Source organism: Oricola nitratireducens, assembly GCF_014904745.1.
In the GTDB taxonomy this organism is placed as follows: domain Bacteria; phylum Pseudomonadota; class Alphaproteobacteria; order Rhizobiales; family Rhizobiaceae; genus Oricola; species Oricola nitratireducens.
In genome coordinates this window covers 45,258-68,582 of the sequence record NZ_JACZCS010000018.1, presented here as the reverse complement: position 1 = coordinate 68,582, position 23,325 = coordinate 45,258, and the positions used below count along the sequence as shown (strand labels likewise).

Below are 23,325 nucleotides of genomic sequence, written 5' to 3'. Positions count from 1 at the left end.
TGCCTGCGTGGCTTTTCACGGCGGCTTCGCGAGGCGAGGCCGCGGAACATCCGGGAGGATTCGATGTACAAGGCGCCAGTCTCCGAGATATCGCATGCGCTGAAATCCGTAGCCGGGCTTTCGGCCTCCCTCGACAACGGCCTTTTCCCGGATCTTTCCGACGATCTCGTCGACGCGATCCTGGAGGAGGCCGGCCGTTTCGCCAGCGACCGGATTTCGCCGCTGCACATTCCGGGCGACCGGCAGGGTGCGCGCTGCGAGAACGGCGCGGTGACCATGCCGGACGGCTACAAGGGCCTCTATCAGGACTGGATCGCCGGCGGCTGGAACAGTCTTGCCGCCGATCCCGAGTTCGGCGGCCAGGGCCTGCCGACCATGCTCGCCATGGCGGTGGCCGAGATGTGGAATTCCGGTTCGATGGGTTTCGGGCTCGCCTCGACACTGACCATGGGCGCGGTTGAGGCGATCGATGCGCATGCCTCCGACGGCCTCAAGGCGAAATATCTCGAAAAGCTTGTCTCCGGCGAATGGACCGGGACGATGAACCTGACCGAACCGCAGGCCGGCTCCGATGTCGGCGCGCTGCGCGCCCGCGCCGAACCCGCCGGCGACGGCACCTACCGCATCTTCGGCCAGAAGATCTTCATCACCTATGGCGAACACGACATGACGGACAACATCGTCCATCTCGTCCTCGCCCGCCTGCCGGATGCGCCCGCGGGAACGAAGGGCATCTCGCTCTTCCTGGTGCCGAAATTCCTCGTCAACGACGACGGTTCGCTGGGCGCGCGCAACGACGTGTTCTGCAGTTCCATCGAGCACAAGCTCGGCATCCATGCCTCGCCGACCTGCACCATGATCTATGGCGACGGCAAGTTCGGCGACGAACCCGGCGCGATCGGCTGGCTCGTCGGCGAGGAAAACCGCGGCCTCGCCTGCATGTTCACGATGATGAACAACGCCCGGCTGTGTGTCGGGGTCGAGGGCGTCGCGGTCGCGGAAGCCGCGCGCCAGAAGGCGCTCGCCTATGCGAACGAGCGCCGCCAGGGCAGGGCGCCCGGCTGGACCGGCGAGGGCATGAGTCCGATCGTCATGCATCCCGACGTCCGGCGCGACCTCCTGACGATGACGACGCTGACGCAGGCGGCGCGCGCCATCTGCCTGGCCTGCGCCCACGCCATCGACATGGCGCGCGTCCATGACGGCGACGAGGCGCGTTTCTGGCACGAGCGCGCCAGCCTGCTGACGCCGGTCGCCAAGGCGTTTTCGACCGATATCGGGTCTGAGGTCGCCTCCATCGGCGTGCAGGTGCATGGCGGCATGGGCTTCATCGAGGAGACCGGCGCGGCGGTCTACATGCGCGATGCCCGCATCGCCCAGATCTACGAGGGCACCAACGGCATCCAGGCGATCGACCTCGTCATGCGCAAGCTGCCGCAGTCGGACGGCGCCTGCGTCGAAGCCTATTTCGCCGAACTCGACAACACCGTCGAGGACCTCGCCGCTTCCAACAACCCGGCCCTGGGCGCCGCCGCCGAACGCCTCCGCGCCGCGATGGCCGATCTGCGCGCGACGACGGATTCGGTCGGCGGCATGCTGAGGAGCGGCGACCTGACGTCCGCGCTTGCCGGCGCGACCCCCTATCTGCGCCTGTTCGGCCTTGCCGCGGGCGGCGTCTATATCGCCAAATCGGCGCTGGCCGACGCCGAAAACGACGAACGCGCGGCGCTGTGCCGGTTCTTCGCGGAAAATCTCGCCGGCGAGACGGCGAGCCTGCGACGCACCGTCGAGGACGGCGCCGCGAGCCTCGATGCCGCCGGCGATTTCCTCGTTGCCTGAGGAGGGGCGTTTAATGTCCGATCACATCATCGTCGAACGCCGCGGTGCGGTCCAGATCGTCCGGCTGAACCGGCCGGACAAGAAGAACGCGATCACCCGCGCCATGTACGACGCCATGGCGGCGGCGCTGCGCGGCGCCGATGCCGATGACGCCGTGCGCGTGCATGTCTTCCTCGGCGCGCCCGGCGCGTTTTCGTCGGGCAACGACCTGCAGGATTTCCTCGCGGTGGCGACCGGCGGCGACCACGGCTCCGACGTGTTCGATTTCCTCGTCGCGCTGGCCACCGCGACAAAGCCGGTCGTCTCTGGCGTCGACGGGCTGGCGATCGGCATCGGCACGACGATTCACCTGCATTGCGACATGACCTTCGCCACGCCCGGCTCGCTGTTCAGGACGCCGTTCACCGACCTGGCACTGGTGCCAGAGGCCGCCTCCAGCCTGATCGCGCCGCAGGTGATGGGTCACCAGCGCGCCTTCGCGCTGCTCGGCATGGGCGAGGGGTTCTCGGCCGAACAGGCACGCGACGCCGGCCTGATCTGGAAGGTCGTCGGCGCCGATGATCTGGAAGCGGAGGTCATGGCCGCCGCCGATGCCCTGGCCGCAAAGCCGCCCAAGGCGCTGCAACTGGCAAAGAAGCTGGTCAAGGGCCCGCGCGAGCCGGTGCTCGAGCGGATAAGGGAAGAGGGCGAGCTTTTCCTGCAGCAGCTGAAATCCGACGAGGCAAGGGAGGCCTTCATGGCCTTCATGGCGCGGAAGAAATAGTCCGTCCTACATATCCGACCAGTGCCGCTTCTTGGTCCCCGACCGCTCCGGGAGCGCGATCGCTTCGAGATGCGGCGTCGAGATGAACCGGTCGACCGGGGTCACCGATTTCAGCGCGAAACCGGCCTGAATCAGGATCGCAAGGTCGCGCCCCAACGTCCCAGGATCGCACGAGATTGCGGCGGTGCGGCGACAGGGCGGAGGCGGCAAATCTCGGCTCGTATTCACGGTTTGCGCGGACAACATCCGCCCGGTAAATTGATTTTTTCCGTTTTGGAACGAACCGGCATCGCCAGCAGTCATGCGTATCAGCCTTCTTGGAGCATTGGGTTACCTGGCCGGTGGACGCTGGACAGCCTGGGGCGGACGCAAGCGAATCGAAGCGAAACAGCTCCGCAACCTTCGGCGTCTCGTGGAAAAGGCGCGGCGCGACTCTCCCCTGTTTCACCGGCTTTACGCGGATGTGCCACCATCGAGCGAGGTCGAACTGCGCGACTTGCCGGTGACCCGCAAGCCCGATCTCATGCGGGAGTTCGATGACTGGCTGACCATTCGTTCTCTTCCCCTCGACAGGGCGCGCGAGCATCTCAGCGATATCGGCAAGGTTGGCGTGCCTCTCGGCGATGTCGGCGTTTTCCAGACCTCCGGGACATCGGGCGAACCGGCGATCATCGTGCTGCCCTCGTCGTTCATGGAATATTACTTCGGGATCATGATGGCGCGCTTCGAGCGGTACCACTGGAAGCTCATCCGGGAGGTGCGCGAGCTCGGCGTCAGGGTGACAATCACCGGCGGGAACGGTCACTTCGCCGGAAACGGGCTCACCAAATTGGTGCACCGGGTGAAACCGGCACTGGCGCGGGGGTTGGGCTTGAACTTCGTCGAGGCCGAGCAGCCGATCGATCGGCTCGTTGAAAGACTCAATGCGATCCCGAACGTCGCATGGATCGTGACCTATCCCAGCATGCTGACCATCCTCGCCAGGGAAAAGGAGGCCGGGCGGCTGCGGATCGCGCCCGCGCTCTTCAGTGTCGGGGGCGAGACCTTCACGAACGACCTTCGCGAACGGGTTCTGCAGGCCTTCCCCTCGCTGAAATACGGCATTGCCGATTTCTACGGGTGCACCGAGTGCCTGGCGCTTTCGTTCGAATGCAGCCACGGGCGGAAGCATGTGAACGAAGACTGGGCCATCCTCGAGGCGGTCGACGAAACGATGCAGCCCGTTCCCGACGGCACGTTGTCGGCGACGGTGCTGCTGACGGTGCTCGCCAACGAGGTTCAGCCCTTCATCCGGTACGATCTCGGCGACTGCGTTCGATTCGACACGGACGCCTGCCCCTGTGGATCGCCGTTTCGCAGTCTTCAGGTGGAAGGCCGCCAGGCGACGCTCGTTCATGTGGGCGAGGTGACGCTGTCGCCGCTTGTCTTCGAACTTGAGCACGAACAGGCCCGGCGCATCCAGCTGGTCCAGACCGGCGAGAAAGTTTTCGAAGTGCGAATACAACTGGCCGATGGGGCGGCAGCAGGGGCTGTCTTTCAGCAAGTCATCGAGTCGGTGAAACGCGTGTTTCGCGATAACGGCCTGGATGATGTCACGGTGCGAGAAAGCAAAGCGCTCCCCGAATTCACCGCGAGCGGCAAGTTCCACGAAGTGGTGCCTTTGCGAGGCGCAGACGCCTGAAGCATGACTCGACCCGGTGTTCGCCCGCTTGCTTCCGGATCAGCAGGAGATCGCCTCCCAACTCCGCATACCAAGGGATATCACATATCCGACCAGTGCCGTTTTTTCCCGCCCGCGCGTTCCAGCAGCGCGACCGCTTCCAGATGCGGCGTCCAGATGAACTGGTCGACCGGCGTCACCGATTTCAGCTTGAAACCGGCCTGAATCAGGATCGCAAGATCCCGCGCTAACGTCTCGGGATTGCAGGAAACCGCGGCCACGCGGCGGACCGTCGAGGCCGCGATCTCGCGCGCCTGGACTTCCGCCCCGGCGCGCGGCGGATCGAACACCACGCCGTCGAAGACCCGTAGCTCATGCGCGGTCATCGGCCGGCGGACGAGATCGCGCCGCTCCGTCGTCACCGGCCTGAGCCGCTTGTCCGGATTTTCCCGGAAGGCACGGTCGAGCGCGTCAAGCGCCGGGCCGTCGGATTCCACCGCGTGGACGGCGGATGCCTTGGCGAGCCGGAGCGCGAATGTGCCGCAGCCGGAGAACAGGTCGGCCACGCGCTTGGCCTTCGCCATGTGGCCCGTGACGAGCCCAGCCATGATCTCTTCCATTGCCGGAACGGCCTGCAGGAACGCGCCCGGCGGCGGCGACACCGTGACGTCGCCAAATGTCACCAGCGGCCGCTTCGGCGCGAGGATGACCTCGCCATTGACGCTCAGCCGGACGAAGCCTTGCTCCCGGGTCGCCTCGGATGCGGCGCGTTTCAGTTCGTCGTCCGGCTTGATCTCCCCGTCGACGGCGAGGTCGAGCCCGGAACGGGTCTGGTTGACGGTGACATGGACGGTCTTCGCCGCCGGCAGGAACGCCGCCAGAAGCGCCTTGATGGCCGGACGCGCGGCGTCGATCTCCGGCGTGATGACATGGCATTCCGTGATGTCGACGACATGGTTGCTCGCCGCCTGCTGGAAGCCGAGCAGCACGCCCTTGTCGGTCTTGATCGCCGAGAACACGGCGCGCCGACGCGAGTAAGGGTCGCAGAAATGCGCCGGTTGCACGCAATCGGCATCGATCCCGTGCGCCGCGAACGCCCTTCCGATCAGACCGGCTTTCCACGCGCGGTACGCCGCCCGGTCCATGTGCTGCAGCGCGCAGCCGCCGCAGGTCTCGAAATGAACGCAGACCGGCTCGATGCGGTCCGCCGAGGGCTGTTTGACGGACAGCAGCGCGGCCCGCTTTCCGTCGGCGATTGCCGTCACGGTTTCGCCGGCAAGCGTATAGGGCACGAAGACCGGGCCGGCATCCGTCCGGGCGAGGCCGTCGCCGCGCGCGCCGAGATCGTCGATGGTGAGGGTGACCGTCCGGCTCATGATTTTCGTCCCGCCAGGAGATATTCCGAATTTCCGTCGCCGCCCGCAATCGGCGAGGGGCACGTGCCGAGCACCCGCCATCCAGGTTGATGCGAAAGCCAGTCCGCCAGGTCTTGCGCGCAGGCTTCGGCATCGTCTCGGGCGACCAGTCCGCCCTTGCCGATCCTGGCGCGCCCGACCTCGAATTGCGGCTTGACCAGCAGGATCGCCTCCGCGCCCGGCGCGGCGAGTTCCAGCGCCGGCGGCAGGGCGAGTTTCAGCGATATGAAGCTGACGTCGCTGACGACGAAACCGGGCCGTTTGCCGCCGAGATCGTCCGGCGTCAGGTCGCGGGCGTTGAGGCCCTCGATATTGGTGACGCGCGGGTCGTCCGCCAGCGACCCCGCCATCTGGTCATGGCCGACATCGATGGCGAAGACATGGGCCGCGCCTTCCTCGAGGAGCACCTGCGTGAAGCCGCCCGTCGACGCGCCGACATCGAGCGCGGTCCTGCCGTCCGGCGAGAGGCCGAAATGCGACAGCGCGGCCTTCAGCTTCAGCGCGGCGCGCGAGACGTAAGGCTGCGCCGGGTCATCGAGTTCGATCGCGGTGTCGCGCGGAACCAATTGTCCGGGCTTTTCGATGCGGGCGCCGGCGATGCGCACCGCGCCGCGCAGGATCGCGTCGCGCGCCCGCGACCGCGAGGCAAAGGCGCCGGTTTCGACCAGCAGATGGTCGAGCCGGATGCGTTCGGAATTGGCGTTGCCGTTCATCCCGCAGTCATTGACGGGCGGGACGCCCTTTGGCAATGGCAATCGCTGCGCTTTCGCTTCAGCCGGCGTAGACGATACGGACATCCGTGCGCGGCAAAGGCGGCAATTCGCGCTCGACCGCGCCCGTTTGCCTGGCGTCGAACGGCGCGATATCCGCGCCATCGGGGAATTGGCCTGTCTCCGCGAGAGCCGGAACGTCCGACATCGCGAACCCGTCGCGTAGGGCGCCGAGTTGGCTGGCGGCCCGGTCGGCGAGGAATTTGGCGAGTTTGGAATCGTATTGCGGTTGCGCATGCGCCGAAGGCACAGTCGCCGTGACGGCGACTGCCCCGAAAAACGCATACGCGACCGCTGTTTTCAGCGTGTTCGCGATATGCATGCCCACCATCCCTGTTGTGGAGACGAGCGTAGCGGAAACCGGTTATTTCGCCGCCAACAAACGCGGTCAATTCATGGCTAACAAACAGGGTGGACGGGCGGTTAAGACGCCGGCTCGCCTCAGCCGGGAAGCGGCACGAACTCTTCCTCGTCGCCCGGCACGATGTCGAAACGCCCGCTGCGCCATTCTTCCTTGGCCTGCTCGATGCGTTCGCGCGAGGACGACACGAAGTTCCACCAGATATAGCGCCGCGAACTCATCGACGCGCCGCCGAACAGCATGAAGGAAGCGCCGCCCGGCGAGCGCACCACGATCCGGTCGCCGGGCCGGAACACCAGCAACTGGTCGGGAGCGAATGTATCGCCGGCAATTTCGATTTCGCCCTCCGCGACATAGATCGCGCGCTCCTCGGTATCGGCGGGGATCTCGATCTCGCCGCCGGCCGGCAGCGTCACGTCGACATAGAGCGTCTCGGAATACTGCGCGACCGGCGAGGACGCGCCGTGGAACGAACCGATCAGCACGCGGGCATGCGCCTTGCCGTCGTCGAGCACGCCCATCGAGGCGGCGGCGGTGTTTTCGAAGGCCGGCGCGATTTCTTCCTTGCCGTCAGGCAGCGCCAGCCATGTCTGCAGGCCCGACATCCGCCGCGACGTGGAACGGGTTTCCTCCGGCGAGCGCTCGGAATGCACGATGCCGCGTCCCGCCGTCATCAGGTTGATGTCGCCGGGCGCGATCACCATTTCGGTGCCGAGCGAGTCGCGGTGGCGGATCGTCCCGTCAAAGAGATAGGTCACGGTGGACAATCCGATATGCGGATGCGGCCTGACGTCGATTGCCTCGCCGGGCCTGAAGATCGCCGGTCCCATCCGGTCGAAGAAGATGAACGGGCCGACCAGCTTGCGTTTCAAGGAGGGCAGGGCGCGTTTCACCTCGAATCCGCCGATGTCGCTGACCTTGGGGATGATCAGCGTCTCGATGGCGTCGCAGGCGAATGCGTCACCGGGTTCCGGATCATTGCCGGGAAAGAAACTCATCGCCGTGCTCCATATGTCTCGATGCCAAGGCAAATGGGAAGCGGCGGCGGTATTTCAATCAAGGGCGACACACCGTTCGCCGTTCGACGCCTATCCGTCCAAGGGCTCAGTCCCGGCGGGCTTGCCGTCGCGGGTCAGCTTGATCTTCTCGATCTTGGCTTCGGCCGTCTTCAGCAGCGCGTCGCAGCGGTTGCGCAGGGCTTCGCCGCGTTCGTAGATCGCGATCGATTCGTCCAGGGGCACGTCGCCGCGCTCCAGCTTGTCGACGATCTCTTCGAGTTGCTTCAGCGCCGTCTCGAAGTTCATTTCCTTCACGTCGGCGTGGGTCGGTGCGTCGGCCATGGCTGTCATCCTCGCATCAGTCGCATCACATGGGCGGCGGTCGAAGACGCCAGCCCTTTCAGGTCGTATCCGCCTTCCAGCAGGCTGACCAGGCGGTTGTCGCAATGGCGCCCGGCCGCATCCATCAGCTTGCCGGTCGCCCAGTCGAAATCGTCCTCGACCAGGTTGATCTCGGCCAGCGGGTCTCGGTGGTGAGCGTCGAAGCCGGCGGAAATGATGATCAGGTCAGGGTGGAAATCGTCGAGCGCGGTCAGCACGCGCTCGCGGAAGGCGGCGCGGAACTGGTCGCCGCCGTCCTGCGGGCTGAGCGGCGCGTTGCAGATCGTGCCGTATTCGCCGGTCTCGCCCTTGGCGCCGGTGCCGGGATAAAGCGGCATCTGGTGCGTCGAGCAGTAGAGAACCGATGCGTCGTCCCAGAAGATATCCTGCGTTCCGTTGCCGTGATGGACGTCCCAGTCGACGATGGCGATGCGCTCGGCGCCGTGGGCGCGCTGGGCGTGGCGCGCCGCGATCGCCGCAGAGTTGAACAGGCAGAAGCCCATCGCGGTGTTCTTTTCGGCGTGGTGGCCGGGCGGTCGCGCGGCGACGAAGACGTTCGAGGCGGTCCCCGCGAAGACGTCGTCCACCGCGGCATTGGCTGCGCCGACGGCGTGCAGGGCGGCCTCGTAGCTCTTCGGGCTGGCGCAGGTGTCGGCGTCGATGCGCGCGATCCCCGTTTCCGGGATCTGCGCCATGACGCGCGTCACATATTCCTCCGGATGGGCGTAGCGGATCGTCGCCGGATCGCCTTCCGGGGCGTCGACGCGGTCGAGCGCATCGAAGGCTTCGTTCCCGAGAACCGCGGCGACGGCTTTCAGCCGGTCAGGCCGCTCGGGATGGCCGGGCGGCGTGATGTGCTGCAGGAAAATGTCGTGGCTGTAGAGGCGGGTGGTCATGGCGGTTGTGTAACATTATTGCCGCGCCATGACAGCCGGTTCGCGCAGTTTGTCCTGTAATTTCCTGTCAGTGCGTCGCCGGTCGTCCGCCGAGGGCCGATCCGGCCTTGTCGGCAAGATCGCGGAACTTGCCGGATGCGCCGGCGAGCTTGCGGTCCCATTCCGGGTCGGGCACCTGGCCCTCGATGCGGGCGAAGTAGACCTGCATCAGCGCCGCGATTGCGAACGGCTCCATGACCGCGGCCTTGAACGACCATGCCAGCATGAAGGCGAAGACGAAGCCGTAGCCACTGACGCTGCCCGGCATCAGATAGACGAACAGGCTGGCCGGGGCGAGGGCGATCAGGAAGACGATACACGAGAACACCCACATGATGACGGAGAGCCAGACCGCGTTCTTGATCATGTGGGTGCCGTTCTGGGCGTAGAGGACGAGCGCGTGCCGCGACGTCGCCCACGGATTGTCGCTGGCGATGCGGATATTGTAGCCGAGGATGATCTCGTCGACATAGGTCAGCGACATCCGGATGATGCCGTTGATGAAGCCGACAATGCCGCTCAGTCCAGGGATCGGCAGGAACGCGGCGACGCCGCCGAGCAGGCCGGTAATCGCGCGGATGACGCCCTTGATCAACTGGTCGAGCGCGAACAGGACGTTGGCCTCGCCGAAGCGGGCGCGCACGGTTTCCTGGGCATGCGTGATCTGGCCCTGCGGCACCGGCTCGCCGTCGATCAGCTTCACCATGACGGCGATATGGCCGGCCTTGACCATGTAGAGGATGTATTCGCGGATCCAGTAGACGATCGCCGACACGATGCCGAAACCGGCAACCGCGCCCCAGATGGCAAACGAAGTCGGGTCCTGGCCGATCTGGCCAACGCCGTAGCCGATGCCCGCGCCGGTACCGGCTGCAATGACATAGGCGAATGTGATGCCGAAATAGACCGCCATGCGCAGCAGAACGAACGGCATGGTGCGTCCGACGATCGAAAGCGTTTTGGCGACGGAAAAATCCCACATGATGGCGCCCCTTTGAAACCTGGCTGCGGAGAGCCTAGCCATCCGTGGCTAAACGTGTGTGACCGATGTCACACGCCGGCTTCACCGGCACCCATTATGGCAGGATCACCAGGAGTTTGCCATCCGCGGTCGCGGTGACGATGCGCCCGTCGGTGACGATGATCGCCGTGTCGACCGGGCCGGGCAGGCCGATGTCGGGACGCTTCGACAACGGGAAGCGCAACCGGGTGCGGTCCTGCGAGGGCAGGACGAGTTCCTCGCCGTCGCCGAGGTCGATCGTCGCCGACAATCCGAGTTCGCGCGAGCCGATGACGTGGTCGCTGACATCCGTCGCGATATCGTCCTTTTCGCTCACCGCGCCCTCGGCATAGGTCAGCGAGAACAGCCGGCCGCCGATATGCGGCGTGCGCACGCCGTAGATCGTGGCCTTGCCGGTATCGTCTGCGATGATGGCGGCAATGTTCAGCCAGCGGTTCGGGCGGCCGTTTTCGCTGCTCGCGCCGCGTTCGACGAGCTCGTCGCCGGAAAACCCGTAGATCGCCACCGCCGCGCCGCCGGTCAGCGACGAGCGGATGGTCACGACCTCGTTGGCGCCGTCGCCGTCGAGATCGCGGATGCGCGGCGTGATGTCCTCGAACACCTGGTTTTCCGGCAGGACGAATTCCCGTTTGCGACCGCTGCCGGTGACGACGACCAGCGATCCGCCCTCGATGGCGTCGCCGAGAACGCCGTGGCCGTAGCGGCCGGTCGGCCGGCCGTACCAGGCCTTGCGGATGTCGCCGGTCTGCGCGGTCGCAACGAACCCGTCCGGGAGCGCGCCGGCCGGCGCCTTCTGCGCTTCGCCGGTTTCCGATGTCGTCTGCAGGCACAGCCCCTCGGGCGTGTCGCAGGCGATGAGCTTGAACGCCTCCGCGCCCATCGCGACGAAACTGCCGTCGGCGCTCTGCCGGATCGCGGTCACCTTTTTCGGCAGGTTGAGTTCGAACACGTCGACCGCGCCGGCGGGCGTGGCAGCGCCCGCGACAGCCAGTCCGGCAACCAGGATGGCGGCGAGACTAGATGATTTCCGTCGACGAGATACGGATGCCGAAACCTTCGAGCCCCACATAATGTCTCTCCATGGAGGAATACAGCTTGATCGAGCCGATGCCGAGATCCTTGAGTATCTGCGCGCCAAGGCCGATTTCGCGCCACTCGCTCTCGCGGTCCTGCGCCTCGGCGTGTTCTTCCGGTAGCCTTCGTCCTGCCGCCTTGCCGACGCCGACCGAACCTTCGCGCAGATAGACGACCACGCCGCGCCCCTCGTCGCCCATCCGCTTCAGGATGGCCGAGATCACCTTTTCCTTGCCGAACACGTCGTCGACGACCGATTCCAGGTGAAGCCGGACCGGAATGTCGACGCCGTCGCGAATATCGCCGAAAACGACGGCGAGGTGATGCATCGGGTCCCACGGCAGCGTGTAGGAATAGGCCTTGGCCGGTCCGGCAACGGTCTCCACGTCGAACTTGTCGACCATCTCGATCAGCGTTTCCTTGCGCTGGCGGTAATTGATCAGGTCGGCGACGGAAACCTGTTTCAGCCCGTGTTTTTCGGCGAAGGCAGAGACCTCCGGCCCGCGCATGACGGTGCCGTCGTCATTGACGAGTTCGGAAATGACCCCGACCGGCGGCAGGCTGGCAAGCCTGCACAGATCGACGGCGGCCTCGGTATGGCCGGAGCGCATCAGTACGCCGCCCTCGCGCGCCACCAGCGGAAAGATGTGACCCGGGCGCACGAAGTCCGGCGCGCCGGCATTCGGGTTGGCGAGGTTGCGCACGGTCAGCGTGCGGTCGTCCGCGGAGATGCCGGTGGTCGTGCCGTGCTTGTAGTCGACCGTGACCGTGAAGGCGGTGGCGTGCGGCGCGTCATTTTCGGCCACCATCGGCGCCAGGTTCAGCCTTTTCGCATCCTCGCGCGTCATCGGCGCGCAGACGATGCCCGAGGTGTGACGCACGATGAACGCCATCTTTTCCGGCGTCGCGTGAACGGCGGCGACGATCAGGTCGCCCTCGTTCTCGCGCCCGTCGTCATCCATGACGACGACGATCTCGCCGCGTTCGAAGGCGCGCAGCGCCTCGATTACCCTTGCCTGGTCGTAACTCATATCAATCCTCAGATACGGCCGGTCTGGCCGCGATGGCGCAAATAGTGGTCGGCGATGGCGCACGCAACCATCGCTTCGCCGATGGGAACGGCCCGGATTCCGACACAGGGGTCGTGCCGGCCCTTGGTGACGACCTCGGTTTCCTCGCCGTCGGCGGTGATCGACCGCGTCGGCGTCAGGATCGACGAGGTCGGCTTGACGGCGAACCGGGCGACGACCGGCTGTCCGGTGGAGATGCCGCCGAGAATGCCACCGGATTTGTTGGAGAGGAACGACGGGTTGCCGTATTCGTCGAGGCGGATCTCGTCGGCGTTTTCCTCGCCGCGAATGCGCGCGGCTTCGAAGCCGTTGCCGATCTCGACACCCTTGACCGCGTTGATCGACATCAGGCCGGAGGCGATATCCTGGTCGAGCTTGGCGTAGATCGGCGCGCCAAGGCCTGCCGGAACGCCGTCCGCGATGACCTCGATCACCGCGCCGACCGACGATCCGGCCTTGCGGATTTCGTCGAGATAGAGCGCGAATGTCTCGGCGGCCTCGGGATCGGGCGTGAAGAACGGATTGCGGTCGATTTCCTCCCAGTCCCAGTTCGCGCGGTCGATCTGCCTGGTGCCCATGGCGACAAGCGCGCCGCGGACGCTCAGATCCGGGACGATCTTGCGGGCAATCGCGCCGGCGGCGACCCGCGCCGCGGTTTCGCGCGCCGAGGAGCGTCCGCCGCCGCGATAGTCGCGGATGCCGTATTTGATGTCATAGGTGAAATCCGCGTGGCCCGGCCGGTAGCGCCGCGCGATGTCCGAATAATCCTTCGAGCGCTGGTCGGTGTTCTCGATCATCATGCAGATCGGCGTACCTGTCGTCACCAGCGTCTCGCCGTCGCCCGCGGGCATCACGCCGGAGAGCACCCGAACCGCATCGTCCTCGCGCCGCTGCGTCGTGAATTTCGACTGCCCCGGCTTGCGCTTGTCCAGATAGGCCTGAACCTCGGCCTCGGTGAAGCTGATGCCCGGAGGGCAGCCGTCGATCACGCAGCCGAGCGCGATGCCGTGGCTCTCGCCCCATGTGGTGACTCGGAAAAGATGGCCGAAGGTGTTGTGCGACATGAGAAAAGCCCGTTCTGCGCCCGCTTTTAAGCCGGTTCGCGGCGAAATGGAAAGGGTTCTGTCAGTTTGATGACAATCAGGCCGGTTTGCCCACCAGCCATTGTGTCGCGCTCCCGTCGAACTGGTAGATCTTGTCCTGGGGAACCGGCGTGTCGGCGATGCTGCGTGCGTCTTCCTGTTCGAGCAGGAAACGCGTCGCCCGCACGATGCCGCCGTGGCAGACGATCACCGCCGGCTGCTCGAGATCGCCGAGAAAACCCGCGACGCGCTCGACCGCCTGGGCGTAGCTCTCGCCGCCGGGCGGTGCGTGTTCCCACTTGTTGGCATTGCGCCGCGCCATTTCGCCGGGCTCTTCGGCCTCCAGTTCGACGAGGCGCTTGCGCTCCCAGTCGCCGAAGGTGATCTCGATCAGGCGCTCGTCGATGGCGTAGTCCTCCGGCGCAAGTCCCATCTCCCGGCGCATGATTTCCATCGTGTCGCGGGCGCGCCCGAGCGGACTGGAGACGAAGCGCCAGCTGTTCCAGTCATGGCCGAGCGCCGCCAGCAGGCGTCCGTTGCCGGCTGCCTGTTCGCGTCCGAGCGCGTTGAGCGGAATGTCGACCTGGCCCTGATACCGGCCTTCGCGGTTCCAGTCGGTTTGGCCGTGCCGGATCATCAGGAACGGCGGCCTCGTACCGGCATTCATCGCGAAGTTCGTCCCCTTGGCCGCGTTGGAGCGGTGGTTAGTCCTTGGTGATATCCGGCGCGTCCACGGCCTTCATGCCGACGACGTGGTAACCGGAATCGACGTGGTGGATCTCTCCGGTGACCGACCGCGACAGGTCGCTGAGGAGATACAGCGCGGCATCGCCCACTTCCTCGATCGTTACCGTCTTGCGCAGCGGCGAGTTGTATTCGTTCCACTTCAGGATGTAGCGGAAATCGCCGATGCCGGAGGCGGCGAGCGTCTTGATCGGTCCGGCCGACAGCGCATTGACGCGGATGTTGTTCGGCCCGAGGTCGACGGCGAGATAGCGCACGCTTGCCTCCAGCGCGGCCTTGGCGACGCCCATGACATTGTAATGCGGCATCACTTTTTCAGCGCCGTAATAGGTCAGCGTCAGGATTGAACCGCCGTTCGACATCAGCGGTTCGGCGCGCTTGGCGACCGCCGTCAGCGAATAGACGGAGATGTCCATCGTGCGGCCGAAATTTTCGCGGCTCGTGTCGACATAGCGGCCGGTCAACTCGTCCTTGTCGGAGAAGGCGACGGCGTGAACGACGAAGTCGAGCCGGCCCCAGGTCTTCTCCAGATGCGCGAAGACCGCCTCGATCGTTTCCGGCTCGGTAACGTCGCAATGGCCGCAAACGATGGCGTTCAGTTCCGCGGCGAGCGGCTCGACGCGCTTTTTCAGCGCGTCGCCCTGATAGGTGAATGCCAGCTCTGCGCCCTGGTCGGCGCAGGATTTCGCGATGCCCCATGCGATGGATTTGTTGTTGGCGAGGCCGATAATGAGGCCTCGCTTGCCTTTCATGAGGCCCGAACCGGTGGTCATGGCATGTTTCCCGTCGACAGTCATCGTGTGCCGCGTGCATATCGCACAGCGGCATGACGCCATCAAGCGCGTTTGCGCGCCATGCCCTTAAATCGGTTCATGCCGTCATCGACACGATTTGCGCGCAGATGTCAGACCGTCGATTTCTTGAACAGCGCTTCGAGTGCTTCGCGCTTTTCGTCCGGAAGCTGGATCTGCAGCACCGCGAGAAGATCGCCATGCCCCGATTTGGCGTGCGGCAGTCCCTTGCCCTTCAGCCGGAGCGTCTGCCCCGACGAGGTCCAGGCGGGAATCGTCAGCGCCACCTTCTTGCCATCCGGCGTCGCGAGCGAAACCTTGCCGCCGAAGACCGCCGTTTCCAGCGGCACCTCGACGTCGGCATAGATGTTCGCGCCGTCGATGCGCATGCCTTCGCCGGCCTTGATGCGGACTTTCGCGAGAATGTCGCCACGGTGCCCGGTCGGGCCGGCGATCCCCTGGCCCTTCAGCCGGATGACCTGGCCGTCGACGACGCCTTCGGGAATCTTGACCGCGATCGTCCGCCCGTCGGGAAGCGTCAGCGGCGCCTTGCGGTCGCCGAGAATGTCCTCGACGCCGACGGCGAGGTTCGCCTCGATGTCCTTGCCGCGCGGCGGTGTGGCACCGGCGCGCTTGCCGGCGCCGCCGCCGGCATTCGTGAACGGTCCGGCACCGAAGGGACCGGATGCCCGTCTCGCTCCGCCGCCGAAGGCCGAGCCGAACAGTTCGGACAGGATGTCTTCCGTTGCGCCTTCGCCGCCGCGGAACTGGAATCCGCCGGTACCGCCGCGTGCGGCGAAGCCGTCATAGGCGGTATGGGGATTGCCGCCCGCGAAGCCCTGGAAGGTCTCGCGACCCTCGGCATCGATCTCGCCGCGGTCGAATTGCTTGCGCTTTGTCTCGTCCCCGACGATCTCATAGGCGCGCGAAATTTCCGAAAAGCGTTCCTGCGTTTTCGGGTCGTTCTTGTTCGCGTCCGGATGATACTTCTTGGCGAGCTTGCGGAACGCTGACTTGATTTCGGAAGCGCTGGCCGTCTTTGCGACGCCGAGCACTGCATACGGGTCTCTCATGGCACTCTTGCGCTGTTAAAGCTGGTTTCATCGGGTATATGGCGATGAAACATGGTCAATTCCAGATATGACGGAAAAAAATGGCGCGCCGTTCAGGCGTCCGCGCCCAGGCCGAGCGGCTTGAGGATGCGCGTCCACCAGCCGGTTCGCCGGTCGAGGCAGAGATCGCCCTTGTACAGCGTCACACCGTCATAGGCGTTGCGCGTGGCCGAAAAGCTGCGGCAGGTCTGGCCGGCGACTTTGCGCTGCTCGATTTCGGTGATCACGCCGGATGAGCCGGTCGACTGGTTGGCCCAGGAAAGCGGCCCGCTTTTCCGGGCGCCGAGATCGGCAGAGGTGACGGCATGCCGGATCGTGTCCTCGTCGAGGAGCCGGTCGCGTTCCGCGCCCTCGGCATTTTCGGTGGGGTTGAAGGGATCGTTGGTGATGACGGAAGAATTGTCGTCGACAATGGCGATGGCGCCGACCGACGCCTCGTCGAGGCCTTTGCCGGTCATGCTGCATGCCTGCACAGCCAGCGCGGCCGCGCCAAGCGCGGCGGCGCGGAATGCGGGAACGGACAAGCTCTTGAATGCTTGCGCAAATGCCCCGAATGTGTGCAACACAAAACGCATATAGTCCGACCAATGCCCACCGCGGCAAAGCCGCTGTCCCGGAAGAGATTATGACGTCCGCAGAGTTAACAAACACTGACTTCACGACCCGCGACGATCCTTTTGCCCTGTTCGGCGAATGGCTCGCCGAAGCCGGGGAATCCGAGATCAACGATCCCAATGCGACGGCGCTCGCAACGGTCGACGCCGACGGATTGCCCGACGTGCGCATGGTGCTGTTGAAGGATTTCGACGAGAACGGCTTCGTCTTCTACACGAATTTCGAAAGCCAGAAGGGCGAGGAGATCCTCGCCAGCCGCAAGGCGGCGATGTGTTTCCACTGGAAATCGCTGCGCCGCCAGGTCCGGGTGAGAGGCCCGGTCTCGATCGTCAGCGACGCCGAGGCGGACGCCTATTTTGCGTCGCGCGCCCGCACCAGCCGCATCGGCGCATGGGCGTCGAAACAGTCGCGGCCGCTGGAAAGCCGGTTCGCGCTGGAAAAGGAAGTTGCCAGATACGCGGCCAAATATCCCGTCGGTGAAGTGCCTCGTCCGCCCTACTGGTCGGGCTTTCGCATTGCGCCGGTCTATATCGAGTTCTGGAAGGACGGCGCGTTTCGCCTGCATGACAGGGCGGTCTTCCGCCGGCAGGGCGAGGGCGAGCCCTGGACGAAAACCCGGTTCTATCCCTGAACGGCAGTTCCGCAGCCGGAATAAAAAAAGCGCCGGGAAAACCCGGCGCTTTTTTTAGTGTAATGCTGTGTCTTAGCGGCCGAACGGGATGCGCAGGCCGACGAAAACCGAATGCGTGACGATGTCCGCGCTGTAGGCATTCTGTGGAATGCCGTTGCCGTTACCCGGAAGCGGCTGGTCCGAACCCTGGGCCGTGCCTGCATCGGTGAAGCGGTAGGTCACGTCGAGGAACATCGGCCGCTTGGTGGTCTTGGTCATGTCGACCGAAACGCCTGCGCCGAGGGTCCATGCGAAGTCCCACTTGTTCTTGCCTTCGAAGTTTCGGCCAGTCGTCGCAAATTGGGGCGCCAAACCGCTTCCCATGTGGTTCCACGTTCCGAAATCGTGCAGGGCGGCGCCGATACCGGCGGTCAGGAACGGCGTGATCATGCTGGTACCGACAGCGATCGGGGTTTCCTTTTCCAGGTAGCCGTTCAGCATAAACAGGTGGCTGTTCACCGTACCGGTATTGTGGGACTCGCCGCAGGTAGCGTTCCCGCGCGGAATCTTACAGGAGTCGAGATCGAAATTCCCGAGATAGGTGTAGGAAAAATCGGTGCGCAGATACGGCTTCACATAGGTGCCGACCGCAATGCCGCCGGCGAACGAACCCGAATTGTTGAGGTCCATCATCTGGTACTCGCCGCCTGGCGTTGTCCAGGTCGCGGTGTCGCTCGACGACCACGATCCGCCGAGTTCGCCGCGGATATAGTATCCGTCGCCGGCCGACGCTGTTGCCAGCGATGCGCCAAGCGCGCCGACTGCCAGAATTGCGGTGAGTGAATGACGAAGAATTTTCATGCCCAGCTCTCGATTTTCCCGCCACCCTTTGAATCGAGGATGGACGTTGTTGTTGTCTGAATCTTCTATCTGGAAACCTACCGCGGATGGCAACCGCTTACCGAGCGGTATTCGGAAATTCACATTCTATTTTCGGGATTTATCGCTCGGCGTTGCGATTCCGCAACATCGGGGGAGGTTCGGTTTCTTTTTTCGTAACGGAAGGTTAGCGGTCATCTCCGGTGAGCCATGCCGACGAAATGGACGCCGGATCGATCCCGACTCGCAAGGGTCGTTCAGGGCCGTCCGATCAGTTCGTCCACGAAGGCGGGGACGATCCGCGTCGCCGCACCATGGCGGTAATCGTTGAACAAGGCGGTGCCGTCGGACGGCTGCAGGTTGAGTTCGATGGTCTCCGCGCCGGCATTCGCCGCGATGTCGACGAATCCGGCGGCGGGGTAGACCGCGCCGCTGGTGCCGATCGCGATGAACAGGTCGCAACAGTCGAGCGCGCGCAGGATTTCGTCCATCCGGTAGGGCATTTCGCCGAACCAGACGATGTCGGGCCGCATCAGCCCGGTCTTTCCGCAGGCGGGGCAGGCGGTTTCGGTCGAAAGATCGTCATCCCAGTCATGGCGGGTGTCGCAGGCGCGGCACCACGCGCTGCGCAACCGGCCGTGCATGTGGACGAGGTCTTTCGAGCCGGCGCGCTCGTGCAGGTCGTCGACATTCTGGGTGACGAGCAGAAAATCGCGCCCGAATGCGGCTTCGAGGCGGACAAGCGCTTGGTGCGCCTCGTTGGGGGCGACGTCGCGCAACTGGGCGCGCCGCGCATTGTAGAAGGCATGCACGAGCGCCGGATCGGCGGCGAAGGCCTCGGGCGTTGCCAGCTTCTGCGGGTCGTGTTTCGCCCAGGCGCCGTCCGGATCGCGAAAGGTGGCCAGTCCGCTTTCCGCCGAAATCCCGGCGCCGGTAAGAACGACGATTTTCATGGCGTGATCCGGTTGTCGAACAGGCCCAAGGGTGCCCCGATTGCATTTGCGCGGTCAATCGGCGAAAGCTTCGGCGTTTTTTCAGGGGATCGGATCAAGGGATCGCATATGGATATCGACCGCTATCTGAAGCGCATCGGACTTGAGGGTTGTGACGCGACGGCCGGCGGGTTGCGGGCGCTGCAGGCGGCGCAGATGTGCGCCATTGCCTTCGAGAACATCGATCCGCTGCTCGGGATCGTGCCGGACGTCTCGCTGGACGGCATCGAGGACAAGCTGATCGCCCAGGGGCGGGGCGGCTATTGTTTCGAACTCAACACGCTGTTCGGGGCGGCGTTGTCGGCTTTCGGGTTCCGGGCGGCGCGGGTGATGGCGCGGGTGCGCAACGGCGCGCCGCAAGGCGGTCAGCGCAGCCACCTTGCCTGGATCGTGACGCTTGATGGCGAGGAATGGCTCGCCGATACGGGCTTCGGCGGAGCTGGCGCCTCGGTCCCGCTGAGGATCGGCGCGCGCGACGTTCAGGCTGCCCCGACAGGCCGCTACCGGTTTGCCGAGGATGAAGCCGCCGGCGAACTGGTGCTGGAGCGCGAGACGCCGGAGGGCTGGTTTTCGCTTTACGGTTTCGACCGCGTGCCGGTGCGCGACGCCGACATAGAGGCCGCCAATTTCGTCTGCGCGCGTTGGGAAAAGGCGCCGTTTCCGGCAAACCTGATGCTGAGCCGTCATCGCGAGGACGGCCGGATCAGCCTGCTCAATACGGCGCTGCGCGTGGAAAACCGCGCCTGCGTGACGAAGAGTGTGATCGGGTCACTTGCGCAGTTGCACGAGACGCTCGCCGGTGAATTCGCCCTGCCATGCGACCGCGACATGGTGGCCGCCGTCTGGAGGCGGCTCGAGGTGCTCGGTCATCTGGAAGAGGCCGGCGTGTAGCGTTGCTCCCGGACCGGGGGACAACATGCCCCAAGTCATCAATCCGCATGTGCCATGTAGCGTAGATACAATTTCTCTAAAATTTTACGCTTAATCATAATCTATTGCTCACATTGACCGAGGGTCATGCATAGTAATATTAACGATTTATTGACGATAAGGGTTATTGAGGTTCGTGATGGGTACGGTTGAGCGTTTGAAGAACGGCGTTTTCGGATCAGCTGCAGTGATGAATGCTGAATCGGGCGCGTCGAATGGCCAGAACTTGGCAGGGATACATACGGACATGACCGGGCTTGACGAGTTGGAACAGCAGATCGTGCTCCAGTTGGAAGAGGAGTTCGGCTCCAAGGACAGCCCGATGGAGCTGGACATGCCGGCGATCCCGGAGATCACGGATCTGCCGGAGAACGAAACGTCGAGCCGGCTTCTGGAGATCCGCCGCAAGCGCGATCTGAGTTCGGAAATTGAAGACGAGATCCGCGAAGGTGCGGGGCTTCTCGGAAATCTGGCCAAGCAGATCGGTACGCTGTCCGATTATCTCGAAAAGGCGGAAACGGATCTGAAGCGGCTCGAGCGGATCGAAGCAAGTTCGACCAAGCTGCGTATCGCAAGCGAAGGGCTCGTCCGCAACAACCACGAGATGAAGGCGACGATCGAGGAGCAGCGTAAAAAGATCACGCTGCTGGAATCGAAGATCGCTTCGCTGCGCGACGCCAATGAAATCGCGCGCACCAATCTTGCCCGGCTGATGGAAGAAAAGCGGATCGCGACCGTCGATCTCTCCGCGTTGCAGTCCGATATCGCACGGATGGAGAACGATAAGCGCATCGTGACCGAGCGCGCCGAGCAGGCCGAAGAGGAAAACCGCGCTCTCAAGGGCGACCTGTCCCGCGCGAAGGACCGCGAAAAGATGGCCGCGCTCGAAATGCGCAAGCAGGAAGACGATAACTCGCGCAAATCGGCCGAGATCGACGAATTGCGTGAACTCAAGACGCAGGCATCGATCGAGATCGAGGAGCTCAAGTCCAGGAATGCGGCGCTCGAAACCGTCACCGTCGAGCAGAAGTCGCGGATCGAGGAACTGACCTTCGAGCTGAAATCCGGGCGCAAGGAAATGGAAGAGGTGATCCGCCTCAAGCAGCAGCGGATCCTCGAGCTTGAAGCGCGCGGTGTCGAACACGGCAAGGACCGCCAGGAGATCGCCGAAACCCCGCCGATCGCCCCGGAAGAGGGGCACAACGGAACGCGGACGTCGAAAGCGGCGGTAAAAACCGCCCCGAAGGCACCCGCCAAGGGGGACACCAAACCGGCTTCGAAAACGGTCGCCAAGCCGGAAGTGAAACAGCCGGCAAAGGCCGTCTGAACGCCACGGATGCATCCGCGCCGCGGTCAAAGTTGGCCGGCTTGATGCCGGTCAATTCCCATGCGCGTCCGCGGATGCTATCTCAATCTGGAAAGACAACTTCCAGGACGGTGACAAATGGCATTCGAGGGACTGATCACGCGGTTGAACCTGATGTTCAGCGAAATGGAGAATCAGCCGCATGACGCGCATGAGCTTCTCGAACAGATCCATCAGGAGCTGAACCAGATGAAGGCGACCGGTCAGCCGTTGCCTCAGGATTTGCTCGACTTCGAGGAGCGCATGAACGCCGAATTCGAAAAGCGTGGCAGAACGCCGCCGCCTGCGCCGCACAAGTAGCCGGCATCCGGGAATGACTGGCGCGATGGCGGATGCGGATATCGGACCATGTAACGATGCTCCCGAAAGCGCCGCCTTCCGGCGCCTGCAGGCGCGGTTGCGAGGCCTCTACGAAAACGTATTTCCCGATCCGTCGCTGCCCCGCACCGTGCTGATCGTTCCGAGTCTGACGCTCGACAGCGACGTCCTTGCCCGGGTCGCGGGCGTTCCGCATTACGAGGAGCGCATGCTGTGCCTCCTGCTGTTGTTGCGGATGCCCCGGACGCGCGTGGTCTATGTCACCAGCGCGCCGATCGACGAGGCGACGGTCGACTATTATCTTCATCTTCTCGAAGGCGTTCCGCATCGCCATGCCCGCAATCGCCTGATCCTGCTCAATTGCCACGATTCCTCCGACCTGCCCTTGAGCACCAAGATTCTCGATCGACCCCGGCTTCTGAAACGCATCGATGACGCACTGGGCGACAAGGCGCTCGCCCACATGGTCTGTTATACCGTGACGACGGTCGAGCGGCGTCTCGCGCTCGAACTGGGAATTCCGATCTATGGCTGCGATCCGGATCTGCTGCCGCTCGGTTCGAAAAGCGGCGGCCGCAAGCTGTTTCGCGAGGCGGGCGTCACCGTTCCCGACGGTTTCGAGGACCTTGCAAGCGAGGACGAGATTGCCGATGCCTTGGCGGAACTGAAAGCGCGGCATCCGCGAATGCGCCGCGCCGTCGTCAAGCTCAACGAGGCGTTTTCGGGCGAGGGCAACGCGATCTTCTCGTTCGACGACGCTCCGAAAGGCGCGGCGCTGGTGGCATGGGTGCGCGAAAACCTGCCCGGTCTGGCTTTCGATTCGCACGACATGGATTGGGACAGCTATCGGGCCAAGTTCGCCGAAATGGGCGGCATCGTCGAGGCCTTCGTGGAAGGCGCCGACAAGTGTTCGCCCTCGGCGCAGTTCCGCATCGATCCGGCCGGCGGTGTCGAGGCCGTTTCGACGCATGACCAGGTGCTTGGCGGCAAGACCGGTCAGGAGTTTCTCGGCGCCCGCTTTCCGGCGCGCGCGGACTATCGCCTCGAAATCCAGGCCGAAGCCCTCAAGGCGGCCAATGCGCTTGCCGAACGCGGCGTGCTTGGCCGTTTCGGGATTGATTTCATCTCGGTGCGCGAGGGCGACGGCTGGAAGCACCTCGCCATCGAGATCAATCTGCGCAAGGGCGGCACGACGCACCCCTTCATCATGCTGCAATATCTGACGGATGGCGCCTATGATCCTGAGACCGGACTGTTCAACACGCCGGAGGGGCCACCGCGCTACTACTACGCCACCGACAATCTCGAATCGGAGCGCTACCGCGGCCTGCTGCCGGAAGACCTGATCGACATCGCGGTGCGCAACGGCATCCATTTTCATGGCGCGACGCAAACCGGCGTCGTCTTCCACCTGATCGGAGCATTGTCCGAATTCGGCAAGCTCGGCGCGGTTTGCGTCGGCAAGAGCCCCGAAGACGCCGAACAGCTCTACCGCGCGATGGTTGCGATCCTTGACCGGGAATGCGCCGCACCGGGCTGAACGCCGATTGCCACGGTCGCATGCCGTGGTTTAGCATCCCGGCCGGGGCGATCGTTCAA

The 23,325-nt window shown here is 64.4% G+C and carries 25 protein-coding genes; 8 read left to right on the top strand and 17 right to left on the bottom strand.

The annotated features are described in order from the left end of the window. The first annotated feature begins 63 nt into the window (after window positions 1-63). Both IG169_RS10770 and IG169_RS10765 read left to right on the top strand, forming a co-directional pair. Window positions 64-1,839 carry an acyl-CoA dehydrogenase family protein gene (locus IG169_RS10770; RefSeq protein ID WP_193176211.1) on the top strand — a complete coding sequence of 592 codons (1,776 nt, stop codon included), beginning with the start codon at window positions 64-66 and terminating at the stop codon, window positions 1,837-1,839. Between the two features lie 13 nt (window positions 1,840-1,852). Beyond that, complete coding sequence (locus IG169_RS10765; protein WP_193176210.1) at window positions 1,853-2,602, top strand: crotonase/enoyl-CoA hydratase family protein; 750 nt, start codon at window positions 1,853-1,855, stop codon at window positions 2,600-2,602. 6 nt (window positions 2,603-2,608) lie between these two features. Here IG169_RS10765 and IG169_RS10760 read toward each other — a convergent pair whose 3' ends face one another. Continuing rightward, complete coding sequence (locus tag IG169_RS10760) at window positions 2,609-2,905, bottom strand: hypothetical protein (protein WP_193176209.1); 297 nt, start codon at window positions 2,903-2,905, stop codon at window positions 2,609-2,611. On the opposite strand from IG169_RS10760, the gene IG169_RS10755 reads away from it, so the two are divergent. Then, complete coding sequence (locus IG169_RS10755; protein ID WP_210325960.1) at window positions 2,904-4,283, top strand: phenylacetate--CoA ligase family protein; 1,380 nt, start codon at window positions 2,904-2,906, stop codon at window positions 4,281-4,283. The genes IG169_RS10760 and IG169_RS10755 overlap by 2 nt on opposite strands. 80 nt (window positions 4,284-4,363) lie before the next feature. Here the strand turns inward: IG169_RS10755 and IG169_RS10750 are convergent, their stop codons facing one another. The 14 genes from IG169_RS10750 to IG169_RS10685 all read right to left on the bottom strand — a co-directional run bounded on the left by IG169_RS10750 (window position 4,364) and on the right by IG169_RS10685 (window position 16,474). Continuing rightward, a complete protein-coding gene (locus IG169_RS10750) occupies window positions 4,364-5,638 on the bottom strand; it encodes a class I SAM-dependent RNA methyltransferase (RefSeq protein WP_193176208.1) in 1,275 nt (424 codons plus the stop codon). Continuing rightward, entirely contained in the window at window positions 5,635-6,390 is a 756-nt protein-coding gene (locus IG169_RS10745; RefSeq protein WP_193176207.1) for a TlyA family RNA methyltransferase, read from the bottom strand. Before IG169_RS10745 ends, IG169_RS10750 begins: the two co-directional genes overlap by 4 nt. Before the next feature lie 58 nt (window positions 6,391-6,448). Next, window positions 6,449-6,769, bottom strand: coding sequence for a hypothetical protein (locus tag IG169_RS10740; protein ID WP_193176206.1), 321 nt, complete (start codon window positions 6,767-6,769; stop codon window positions 6,449-6,451). A 119-nt stretch (window positions 6,770-6,888) separates the two neighbouring features. Beyond that, window positions 6,889-7,806 carry a pirin family protein gene (locus IG169_RS10735; RefSeq protein ID WP_193176205.1) on the bottom strand — a complete coding sequence of 306 codons (918 nt, stop codon included), beginning with the start codon at window positions 7,804-7,806 and terminating at the stop codon, window positions 6,889-6,891. Between the two features lie 90 nt (window positions 7,807-7,896). Then, window positions 7,897-8,148: an exodeoxyribonuclease VII small subunit gene (locus IG169_RS10730; protein WP_193176204.1), complete on the bottom strand. Its 252-nt coding sequence runs from the start codon at window positions 8,146-8,148 to the stop codon at window positions 7,897-7,899. A gap of 5 nt (window positions 8,149-8,153) precedes the next feature. After that, a complete protein-coding gene (locus IG169_RS10725; protein ID WP_193176203.1) occupies window positions 8,154-9,083 on the bottom strand; it encodes a histone deacetylase family protein in 930 nt (309 codons plus the stop codon). A 67-nt stretch (window positions 9,084-9,150) separates the two neighbouring features. Beyond that, a complete protein-coding gene (locus IG169_RS10720) occupies window positions 9,151-10,104 on the bottom strand; it encodes a hypothetical protein (protein ID WP_193176202.1) in 954 nt (317 codons plus the stop codon). Window positions 10,105-10,198: 94 nt separating this feature from the next. Continuing rightward, the gene (locus tag IG169_RS10715; protein WP_193176201.1) at window positions 10,199-11,212 is read right to left on the bottom strand and encodes a hypothetical protein; all 1,014 of its coding nucleotides are present in this window, start codon (window positions 11,210-11,212) and stop codon (window positions 10,199-10,201) included. After that, window positions 11,160-12,248 carry a 3,4-dihydroxy-2-butanone-4-phosphate synthase gene (gene ribB, locus IG169_RS10710; RefSeq protein WP_193176200.1) on the bottom strand — a complete coding sequence of 363 codons (1,089 nt, stop codon included), beginning with the start codon at window positions 12,246-12,248 and terminating at the stop codon, window positions 11,160-11,162. Before ribB ends, IG169_RS10715 begins: the two co-directional genes overlap by 53 nt. 8 nt (window positions 12,249-12,256) lie before the next feature. Further along, the gene (gene aroC, locus IG169_RS10705; protein WP_193176199.1) at window positions 12,257-13,351 is read right to left on the bottom strand and encodes a chorismate synthase; all 1,095 of its coding nucleotides are present in this window, start codon (window positions 13,349-13,351) and stop codon (window positions 12,257-12,259) included. A 76-nt stretch (window positions 13,352-13,427) separates the two neighbouring features. Then, on the bottom strand, window positions 13,428-14,036 hold the full coding sequence (locus IG169_RS10700) for a histidine phosphatase family protein (RefSeq protein WP_193176198.1): 609 nt from the start codon (window positions 14,034-14,036) through the stop codon (window positions 13,428-13,430). 37 nt (window positions 14,037-14,073) lie between these two features. Then, window positions 14,074-14,886 carry an enoyl-ACP reductase FabI gene (fabI, locus tag IG169_RS10695; protein ID WP_193176197.1) on the bottom strand — a complete coding sequence of 271 codons (813 nt, stop codon included), beginning with the start codon at window positions 14,884-14,886 and terminating at the stop codon, window positions 14,074-14,076. Between the two features lie 131 nt (window positions 14,887-15,017). After that, window positions 15,018-15,977: a DnaJ C-terminal domain-containing protein gene (locus IG169_RS10690; RefSeq protein WP_193176196.1), complete on the bottom strand. Its 960-nt coding sequence runs from the start codon at window positions 15,975-15,977 to the stop codon at window positions 15,018-15,020. 92 nt (window positions 15,978-16,069) lie between these two features. Further along, entirely contained in the window at window positions 16,070-16,474 is a 405-nt protein-coding gene (locus IG169_RS10685; protein ID WP_193176195.1) for an RT0821/Lpp0805 family surface protein, read from the bottom strand. 167 nt (window positions 16,475-16,641) lie between these two features. On the opposite strand from IG169_RS10685, the gene pdxH reads away from it, so the two are divergent. Continuing rightward, window positions 16,642-17,262, top strand: a complete 621-nt coding sequence (gene pdxH / locus IG169_RS10680; RefSeq protein ID WP_193176194.1) for a pyridoxamine 5'-phosphate oxidase — start codon at window positions 16,642-16,644, stop codon at window positions 17,260-17,262. Between the two features lie 72 nt (window positions 17,263-17,334). Here pdxH and IG169_RS10675 read toward each other — a convergent pair whose 3' ends face one another. Further along, the gene (locus tag IG169_RS10675; protein WP_193176193.1) at window positions 17,335-18,225 is read right to left on the bottom strand and encodes an outer membrane beta-barrel protein; all 891 of its coding nucleotides are present in this window, start codon (window positions 18,223-18,225) and stop codon (window positions 17,335-17,337) included. 152 nt (window positions 18,226-18,377) lie between these two features. Beyond that, window positions 18,378-19,073, bottom strand: a complete 696-nt coding sequence (locus tag IG169_RS10670) for an NAD-dependent deacylase (protein WP_193176192.1) — start codon at window positions 19,071-19,073, stop codon at window positions 18,378-18,380. 108 nt (window positions 19,074-19,181) lie between these two features. Here IG169_RS10670 and IG169_RS10665 point away from each other — a divergent pair, with 108 nt between their 5' ends. The 4 genes from IG169_RS10665 (at window position 19,182) to IG169_RS10650 (ending at window position 23,266) form a co-directional block, all read left to right on the top strand. After that, window positions 19,182-20,003: an arylamine N-acetyltransferase family protein gene (locus IG169_RS10665; RefSeq protein ID WP_193176191.1), complete on the top strand. Its 822-nt coding sequence runs from the start codon at window positions 19,182-19,184 to the stop codon at window positions 20,001-20,003. A 286-nt stretch (window positions 20,004-20,289) separates the two neighbouring features. After that, window positions 20,290-21,369, top strand: coding sequence for a coiled-coil domain-containing protein (locus IG169_RS10660; protein WP_193176190.1), 1,080 nt, complete (start codon window positions 20,290-20,292; stop codon window positions 21,367-21,369). Window positions 21,370-21,486: 117 nt separating this feature from the next. Then, complete coding sequence (locus IG169_RS10655) at window positions 21,487-21,708, top strand: hypothetical protein (RefSeq protein ID WP_193176189.1); 222 nt, start codon at window positions 21,487-21,489, stop codon at window positions 21,706-21,708. 13 nt (window positions 21,709-21,721) lie between these two features. Next, window positions 21,722-23,266 (top strand): peptide ligase PGM1-related protein, encoded by a 1,545-nt coding sequence (locus tag IG169_RS10650; protein ID WP_246717309.1) that lies wholly within the window; start codon window positions 21,722-21,724, stop codon window positions 23,264-23,266. Window positions 23,267-23,325: the final 59 nt, after the last annotated feature.

Bases quoted from the DNA above. Each gene is read 5' to 3' on its own strand.
- IG169_RS10650 (WP_246717309.1), top strand. From the start codon at position 21,722: ATGACTGGCGCGATGGCGGATGCGGATATCGGACCATGTAACGATGCT.
- IG169_RS10765 (WP_193176210.1), top strand. From the start codon at position 1,853: ATGTCCGATCACATCATCGTCGAACGCCGCGGTGCGGTCCAGATCGTC.
- IG169_RS10670 (WP_193176192.1), bottom strand. From the start codon at position 19,073: ATGAAAATCGTCGTTCTTACCGGCGCCGGGATTTCGGCGGAAAGCGGA.
- IG169_RS10685 (WP_193176195.1), bottom strand. From the start codon at position 16,474: ATGACCGGCAAAGGCCTCGACGAGGCGTCGGTCGGCGCCATCGCCATT.
- IG169_RS10745 (WP_193176207.1), bottom strand. From the start codon at position 6,390: ATGAACGGCAACGCCAATTCCGAACGCATCCGGCTCGACCATCTGCTG.
- IG169_RS10720 (WP_193176202.1), bottom strand. From the start codon at position 10,104: ATGTGGGATTTTTCCGTCGCCAAAACGCTTTCGATCGTCGGACGCACC.
- IG169_RS10660 (WP_193176190.1), top strand. From the start codon at position 20,290: ATGACCGGGCTTGACGAGTTGGAACAGCAGATCGTGCTCCAGTTGGAA.
- IG169_RS10690 (WP_193176196.1), bottom strand. From the start codon at position 15,977: ATGAGAGACCCGTATGCAGTGCTCGGCGTCGCAAAGACGGCCAGCGCT.
- IG169_RS10725 (WP_193176203.1), bottom strand. From the start codon at position 9,083: ATGACCACCCGCCTCTACAGCCACGACATTTTCCTGCAGCACATCACG.
- aroC (WP_193176199.1), bottom strand. From the start codon at position 13,351: ATGTCGCACAACACCTTCGGCCATCTTTTCCGAGTCACCACATGGGGC.
- ribB (WP_193176200.1), bottom strand. From the start codon at position 12,248: ATGAGTTACGACCAGGCAAGGGTAATCGAGGCGCTGCGCGCCTTCGAA.
- IG169_RS10730 (WP_193176204.1), bottom strand. From the start codon at position 8,148: ATGGCCGACGCACCGACCCACGCCGACGTGAAGGAAATGAACTTCGAG.
- IG169_RS10750 (WP_193176208.1), bottom strand. From the start codon at position 5,638: ATGAGCCGGACGGTCACCCTCACCATCGACGATCTCGGCGCGCGCGGC.
- fabI (WP_193176197.1), bottom strand. From the start codon at position 14,886: ATGACCACCGGTTCGGGCCTCATGAAAGGCAAGCGAGGCCTCATTATC.
- IG169_RS10655 (WP_193176189.1), top strand. From the start codon at position 21,487: ATGGCATTCGAGGGACTGATCACGCGGTTGAACCTGATGTTCAGCGAA.
- IG169_RS10755 (WP_210325960.1), top strand. From the start codon at position 2,904: ATGCGTATCAGCCTTCTTGGAGCATTGGGTTACCTGGCCGGTGGACGC.
- IG169_RS10665 (WP_193176191.1), top strand. From the start codon at position 19,182: ATGGATATCGACCGCTATCTGAAGCGCATCGGACTTGAGGGTTGTGAC.
- pdxH (WP_193176194.1), top strand. From the start codon at position 16,642: ATGACGTCCGCAGAGTTAACAAACACTGACTTCACGACCCGCGACGAT.
- IG169_RS10740 (WP_193176206.1), bottom strand. From the start codon at position 6,769: ATGCATATCGCGAACACGCTGAAAACAGCGGTCGCGTATGCGTTTTTC.
- IG169_RS10760 (WP_193176209.1), bottom strand. From the start codon at position 2,905: ATGACTGCTGGCGATGCCGGTTCGTTCCAAAACGGAAAAAATCAATTT.
- IG169_RS10715 (WP_193176201.1), bottom strand. From the start codon at position 11,212: ATGTGGGGCTCGAAGGTTTCGGCATCCGTATCTCGTCGACGGAAATCA.
- IG169_RS10700 (WP_193176198.1), bottom strand. From the start codon at position 14,036: ATGAATGCCGGTACGAGGCCGCCGTTCCTGATGATCCGGCACGGCCAA.
- IG169_RS10770 (WP_193176211.1), top strand. From the start codon at position 64: ATGTACAAGGCGCCAGTCTCCGAGATATCGCATGCGCTGAAATCCGTA.
- IG169_RS10735 (WP_193176205.1), bottom strand. From the start codon at position 7,806: ATGAGTTTCTTTCCCGGCAATGATCCGGAACCCGGTGACGCATTCGCC.